At 57.7% G+C, this 7,111-nt stretch carries 6 protein-coding genes; all 6 read right to left on the bottom strand.

What is annotated here, in order from left to right; genetic code table 11:
• Positions 1–1,035 precede the first annotated feature (1,035 nt).
• The gene (locus tag ACW7G5_RS14420; RefSeq protein WP_457005654.1) at positions 1,036–1,419 is read right to left on the bottom strand and encodes a hypothetical protein; all 384 of its coding nucleotides are present in this window, start codon (positions 1,417–1,419) and stop codon (positions 1,036–1,038) included.
• Positions 1,420–2,696: 1,277 nt separating this feature from the next.
• The gene (locus ACW7G5_RS14415; protein ID WP_457005652.1) at positions 2,697–3,764 is read right to left on the bottom strand and encodes a YaaC family protein; all 1,068 of its coding nucleotides are present in this window, start codon (positions 3,762–3,764) and stop codon (positions 2,697–2,699) included.
• A 560-nt stretch (positions 3,765–4,324) separates the two neighbouring features.
• Complete coding sequence (locus ACW7G5_RS14410) at positions 4,325–4,645, bottom strand: hypothetical protein (RefSeq protein WP_457005650.1); 321 nt, start codon at positions 4,643–4,645, stop codon at positions 4,325–4,327.
• A gap of 84 nt (positions 4,646–4,729) precedes the next feature.
• Positions 4,730–5,086 carry a hypothetical protein gene (locus tag ACW7G5_RS14405; protein WP_457005649.1) on the bottom strand — a complete coding sequence of 119 codons (357 nt, stop codon included), beginning with the start codon at positions 5,084–5,086 and terminating at the stop codon, positions 4,730–4,732.
• Positions 5,087–5,266: 180 nt separating this feature from the next.
• Entirely contained in the window at positions 5,267–5,641 is a 375-nt protein-coding gene (locus ACW7G5_RS14400) for a hypothetical protein (protein ID WP_457005647.1), read from the bottom strand.
• A 977-nt stretch (positions 5,642–6,618) separates the two neighbouring features.
• Positions 6,619–6,987 carry a hypothetical protein gene (locus tag ACW7G5_RS14395; RefSeq protein WP_457005646.1) on the bottom strand — a complete coding sequence of 123 codons (369 nt, stop codon included), beginning with the start codon at positions 6,985–6,987 and terminating at the stop codon, positions 6,619–6,621.
• Between the last annotated feature and the right edge of the window lie 124 nt (positions 6,988–7,111).

Here is a 7,111-nt window from a genome sequence, read left to right as displayed (position 1 = left end):
AGTGGCAGGAAAGCCTCCTCTAGATTTGCTCCCCGAAGTTCATCCATGCGAGCTAGATCATGAATCTCGCAGATCCGATTCCAATCATATTTCTGATAGCGACGAATCTTCATGCAATGCCTAACGCCAGAGTTAAGCCGAGACGCGTAGTGAAGCGAAGCACATGGCAAGCTTTACCTGCCATGTGGTTTGCGTAACGAAGCGGCTTCGGCTTGAACGACTTGTTAGGCCGCCGCAAGCCGAGCTTGCGCCCGACCTTGCGACAGCCCAACCCCTGAGCCGAACAGTACAACAAGTCTGGCCGAGCGGCCTGAGGCTGGCATTTGCCGGGGCCAAAGCCAGAACACTCGACTCCCGCGGCCAAGAACTCTCACTGCGCCCTGCCCGAAGCCGACTCGGCCGGTCAAATCTTGCGGAGAGTTGCGCCTGTCCGAAGCCGAGGTGTTGCAGGGCTGACTGCCGATGCCTGCACCGCGCGTGCGAGGTGCAAACGCTGCGGATGAGCGAGGCGCAACAGATTGCCTGGAATCCGGCAACAACAGTGCGGGAAACAAGGCCTAACACCAGAGTTAAGCCGTGCCGCGAAGCGGCATCGGCTTGAACGACACGTTAGGCCGCCGATGCCTGGCACCTGGCCCAACCCTTGAACCGAACACTACAACAACTTGCCGAGCCTTGGCCGTGCCTGTGAGAGCGGAGGCGAGGATTCACAACTCGCGCGGCCGAAGACCCCACCGTGAGCCAGCACGAGGCCGACTCTAGATGATCGTACTTGCGCCGAAGATGCGCCTGTCCGGAGCCGAGATGCATCACGAATGTCTGCCGTTGCCTTCACCGCGTGTGCGAGGTGCCAACTGCGCTGGATGAGCGGAGTGCATCAAGCGACCGGATGCCCTGCTCCAACAGTGCGGGAAACAAGGCCTAACGCCAGAGTTAAGCCGAACCGCGTAGTGGAGCCAAATGCATGGCAAGATTTTCCTGCCATGCATTTGGTGTAACGAAGCGGTTTCGGCTTGAACGAATTGTTAGGCGGCGTCACCCGGCTGGTGAGGCTGCTGGCTTGGCCGCCTGTGCGGCTTGAACTATAGCGGCTAGTTCCGATGCTGTGACCTGCTGGAGCCGCTGGAACACAGGCTGGAACGACGAATCTTGGCCCCAGCCCTCGCCAACGACAGTGACGCCTTGGCCCTCGGGAGTGACGAAGAAGTAGCCGAACTCTCCGTCTATGGCCTGAAGCGGCACCACTACTACCGACTTCGCGTCCGAGCAGGCGTAGATGTTCCAGGCCGATGCATCGAACTCGCGTTGGATCGGGCCGGCCTCACAGGCGAGTGCCGTATTCTCCGTGAGGTCAGTCGCCACTACCGGCAGCGACGCAAGCACAAGAATGAAAGCAAGAATTTTCACGAGCCAGTCCATTTGGTTTAGCCGCCTAACACCAGAATTAAGCCGTGCCGCGAAGCGGCATCGGCTTGAATGACTCGTTAGGCCGCGGTCGCACGGTAGACGAAGTAGCCACCAGCGAACACAGCCCCCCAACAAAACAGACCAACGATAGCGCAGGCGCTAGAGCTGGGCTCTTGGCCAGGCCGGAAGATGCGAATCACAACGTAGCCCAGACCTTGGATCAGCAGTTCGAAGATGATCTCGAAGAGTAAGCGCCCGAGAAGACGCAGCACTCCGCCAACAGCTTCACCGGCGATCTCCCCTATTGGCATGCCACCTCCCGCAGCGGCCTAACGCCAGAGTTAAGCCGAGACGCGTAGTGGAGCGAAGCACATGGCAAGCTTTACCTGCCATGTGGTTTGCGTAACGAAGCGGCTTCGGCTTGAACGACTTGTTAGGCCGCCGCACGCCGAGCTTGCGCCCGACCTTGCGACAGCCCAACCCCTGAGCCGAACAGTACAACAAGTCAGGCCGAACGGCCTGAGGCTGGCACTTGCCGGGGTCAAAGCCAGAACCAGCGACTCGCGCGGCCAAGAACTATCACAGCGCCCTGTCCGAAGCCGACTCGGCCGGTCGAATCTTGCGGAGAGTCGCGCCAGTCCGAAGCCGAGGCGCTGCAGGCCTGACTGCCGATGCCTGCGCCGCGCGTGCGAGGTGCAAACACTGTGGGTAAGCGAGGCGCTACAGATCGCCTGGAACCCGGCAACAACAGTGCGGGAAACAAGGCCTAACGCCGTGTTAAGCCGCCACGGTACGTGGTCGGCTTGAACTACTAGTTAGCGATTATCGCGGAGTGCCTCGCGAACCGATTTCTCATAGCCAGGGATATCTGCTGGATATACCCGGTACTCTCCGTCACGATGCGAAACAAATACCCTTTCACCAGCCTCAACAGGCAATGCGCAGGGCGAAATGGCTTCTACAATGTGGGGCGCATTGCCTTTCAGGAGCTCCGTTTGCACTACTCGCAGCAGAAGCAATGGGTAACCCCTGGCGTTTCCGACCGTGCTCGCATTTGTGCCACCCGAGTACTCAACTTCTAAATCTGGCCATCGCTCGCCCGTTACATACCCCAAGAAAATGGCATCCGAGCTACGCACACTGAGCGGGCCTGGCTGGCATGCCAACACATTTGCAGCGAAGCTGGATGACAAGATTACGACTAGGATTGCCGACATGCATTTCATGATCGCTAACGCCAGAGTTAAGCCGTGCCGCGAAGCGGCATCGGCTTGAATGAATTGTTAGCTCTACAGCTTAGACAATGGGATAACACACTCTCGCTGGGTGATGTGCGAGACCATGCGGTACAAGAACTGCTTTGGGGTCAAGCTAATGAGCTCCGTTATCAGTGGACGGAGCTTCCCTTTCAGCACCGCCTCCATTTCGACCGGCCTATATCTCGCGGCAGAGCCAAGGTAAAACATTGCGGCAAGCGAATAGCCTAGGGAAGGGAAGTCCCCGGGCTTTAGATCAACGTAGTACCGATAGCCTTGCCGGGTCAGTATGGGCGTGATGTTGAAATCGTCGTACTCAGCGAGAATATTCAGGTACTTCGTCGAGATATTGCTGTTGTTGCAGGTTTTTCGCTTCTTGCTCCGATGCACAACTGCACCGTCCCTCTGATGTGAATCCTTGAAGTACGCGAGCCGACTACCTTTGTGAAACTTTGAGCAGTCAACCTTATTCTCCTGCTCCTTCTTGTAGCTCAACTCAGTGAACAGGAACGATTTGCTGTCGTTCACTAAAAAATCAATGTAGACAGGAAGGAGCTTTCGCTTTGTATCTGTAACGCTTGAGAACAACCCGTGAATCTCTGGAATGTGGGAGAGCGCGGACTCTAGGGAAAAAGTGGCCGTTGCAGTTATCGGCTTTCCGAGACGGTTGCAGAACTCTGAAAAGATGTTGATGTGCGATGAAGGTTCCGGCCTTTTCGCCTCAATGATTCCTCTTTGACCCTGTGGAAGTTGAAGTCCGTGGTGCTCATACGTCTTCTCTAACTCTAATCCGTCGCACGACAGGTAACATTTAACCAAGTTGAGCATGCTGTAGTACGCGAGTGTTCCTTTTGCGGGAAGTGGCGTGACTTCCGAGGCTTTGAAGAAGTCTTCAGCGAGGCGCGCATAGTGGAAAGCACGCTCTAGATTCTGCTTGTTCAACCCCTTCTTGCGAGGAATGAGGTTCTGAAGGTGTGATGCCAGATACGACCACGGATCCGATGTGAGGACGTGCTGTTCGCCTGCCGCAACACGTACGAATGAGTACTTAATTGGGTTGTACTTGTGGCGTGCGGGAACGCCCTCCTTCGGAACTGCCATGAAACTCCCCCTGTGGAGCTAACACCAGAGTTAAGCCGTGCTGCAGCGGGGCGTGAAGCACATGGCAAGCTGTATCTGCCATGTGATTTGCGCCCCGATGTGGCATCGGCTTGAACGACTCGTTAGGCCGCCGCTGCCTGGCACTACGCCCGACCCGGGGGCGGCCCAACCCCTGAGCCGAACATTACAACAAGTCTTGCCGCGCAGCTTCGGCTGGCGCTTGCTAAGGCCGAAGCCAGAACGACTGGACCGCGCGACCGAGAACTTTCACCGCGCGCTATCCGAAGCCGGCCCGGCAGGTCGAATCTTGCCGAGAGTCGCGTCTGTCTGAAGCCGAGGTGCACCACGAGTGCCTGCCGCTGCCCTCACCGCGCGTGCAAGGTGCCACCGCGACAGATGCGCGGGGTTGCGACAGGCGACCCGAAAATGCTGCTACGACACTGCGGGAAACAAGGCCTAACACCTAAGTTAAGCCGCGCCGCAGCGGGGCGTGAAGCACATGGCAAGCTGTACCTGCCATGTGGTTTGCGCCCCGATGCGGTGTCGGATTGAACGCATTGTTAGGCTGCCCTTTGCGGCCGAATAGACTTGGCAGCAAAGAGGAAGGAGATGCCAAACCAAAGCATAAGAACAGCCTCGATTGCAGCAACAACCGTAGCAAATCGACGCATAGCAGTTACGTCATTTGCTTCGTTCGTGAGCGGGTAGTAGAACTCATGGTGAACAGCACCCGACAGCCAGAATACCCAGACTAGAATGCCCACAATAGAAGCGATAAAGGACAGGCTCCAGTAATTCCGCAGCCTGAGATGCAAAACGATGCTGCCGGCAATGAAGAACAGCAACGCAACGTATCCAGCGATCTGATTTGTATAGATCACGACAATCCCCGATGGCAGCCTAACGCCTGAATTAAGCCGACCCGCGAAGCGGGTTCGGCTTGAAATGAATTGTTAGGCCGCAGCTCAGTTGCCATAGCTGACCGAGACCCCGGCCACCGAATCCTTTTGCTTAAACACCTCGGCGGAGCCAAGGCCCGCCAAGTGCAGGGCGGATTCCGAGCGCCATTGGACTTGCAGCGGAACAGCGCCGTCAATGGTGAGGGTGTTGCCACCAATATCCGGAAGCGCACCGGTGGCGGGAATGATTGAGACCTGAGTGTTGAAGCCAGTTGTAGCTCCGCAGTTACGATTGAACACTACGGCCTTGATGTTGCCGGACGGCGAGATGACCGTTTGAGATATCTCATTGCCACAGGAATTGCAGCCTGACAAAGCAACCAAGGCAATAAGAATTACGGTCAGTTGGAGCGGATTCATCATGCGGCCTAACGCCTAAGTTAAGCCGAGACGCGTAGTGGAGCCAACCATATGGCAAGCTTTACCTGCCATATGGTTGGTGGAACGAAGCGGCTTCGGCTTGAACGCATTGTTAGGCCGCCGCCACCAGACATCGCGAACACTTGCCTGGAAGCACCGCAGCCCAACCCCTGAGCCGGAACATTACAACAACTTGCTGCAATCTGGCCGCAAACTTGGGTCTGATTGAGTAGAAGCACCGGGCCCTGCCGAAGCAGACTGATGCTGCCGCACCAACCTGCCAGATACCAATAGGTTCTTGGCTGGGACCACCAGACCGGACTCGAATGGAGTGAACAGCACCGTCATGATGATCATTGGGATGAGGCCAATTGTCTTGGCGGTTGGATCAATGGCGCGGCACGTTCGGTGCACCGCAGCCGCGTAGGCAATGACCGGAGGGACCGTTACCAGCGCCAGAAGAATTGAAGCCGCAATTACGGTCTTGGACGAATGGGCAATGGCTGTGACGATCATGGCGGCGAACCAGACGACATGGACAATGTAGCTTTGGAACAAGCGCCGTCTCTGCCTGATGAGCTTGGGGATCAGAGAGGAATCCATTGCGGCCTAACACCAGAGTTAAGCCGAGACGCGTAGTGGAGCGAAACACATGGCAAGCTTTACCTGCCATGTGTTTTGCGTAACGAAGCGGCTTCGGCTTGAACGACTTGTTAGGCCGCCGCACGCCGAGCTTGCGCCCGACCTTGCGACAGCCCAACCCCTGAGCCGAACAGTACAACAAGTCTGGCCGAGCGGCCTGAGGCTGGTATTTGCCGGGGCCAAAGCCAGAACACGCGACTCGCGCGGGCAAGAACTCTCACTGCGCCCTGTCCGAAGCCGAATCGGCCGGTCAAATCTTGCGGAGAGTCGCGCCTGTCCGAAGCCGAGCTGCTGCAGGGCTGACTGCCGACGCCTGCACCGCGCGTGCGAAGTGCAAACGCTGCGAATAAGCGAGGCGCTACAGATTGCCTGGAACCCGGCAACAACAGTGCGGGAAACAAGGCCTAACGCCAGAGTTAAGCCGAGACGCGTAGTGAAGCGAAACACACGGCAAGCTTTACCTGCCATGTGTTTTGCGTAACGAAGCGGCTTCGGCTTGAACGACTTGTTAGGCCGCTGCACGCCGAGCTTGCGCCCGACCTTGCGACAGCCCAACCCCTGAGCCGAACAGTACAACAAGTCTGGCCGAGCGGCCTGAGGCTGGCATTTGCCGGGGCCACAAGCAGAACACTCGACTCGCGCGGCCAAGAGCTCTCACTGCGCCCCGTCCGAAGCCGACTCGGCCGGTCAACTCTTGCGGAGAGTCGCGCCTGTCCGGAGCCGAGCTGCTGCAGGGCTTACTGCCGATACCTGCACCGCGCGTGCGAGGTGCAAACGCTGCGGATAAGCGAGGCGCTACAGATTGCCTGGAACCTGGCAACGACAGTGCGGGAAACAACGCCTAACACTTGAATTAAGCCGCGCCGCGAAGCGGCGTCGGCTTGAATGAATTGTTAGGCGGCACCCGCGACACCGCCACCCACTGGCTCTCCCTGAGGATACGCCAGGTCCATGATGTCCTTGAACGTAAGGCCATGCAGCTCTTTGCGGCAGGGGCTCAGGTCTGCCTGTCCGCCAAGAGTCTCGTTAAGAAACGGCTGGCCAGCGAGTGACTTGGTGGTCAGGCAGCCCTTGGGCGACAGGACTATTAGCTCCGCCAAGGACAGCCGCAACCGGTCTTCCGCGGAGAGTGCCGCAATAACGGCTGCATGGCTGCGCTCAAACGCAGCTTGAGAATTGCCATCAATTCTTGGGGCAGAGCCGCAAGATGCGATGGCCAGCGACGCCAGAGCGATGAATCCAAAGTGGCCGAGTGCGTTCATGTGCCGCCTAACACCAGAGTTAAGCCGCGCTGCAGCGGGGCGTGAAGCACATGGCAAGCTGTACCTGCCATGTGATTTGCGCTCCGATGTGGCGTCGGCTTGAACGACTCGTTAGGCCGCCGCT

The sequence above is a fragment of the Luteimonas sp. A501 genome, from assembly GCF_054052085.1.
Note: the sequence above shows the minus strand (reverse complement) of the source record. Positions and strands in the feature narration are given on the sequence as shown.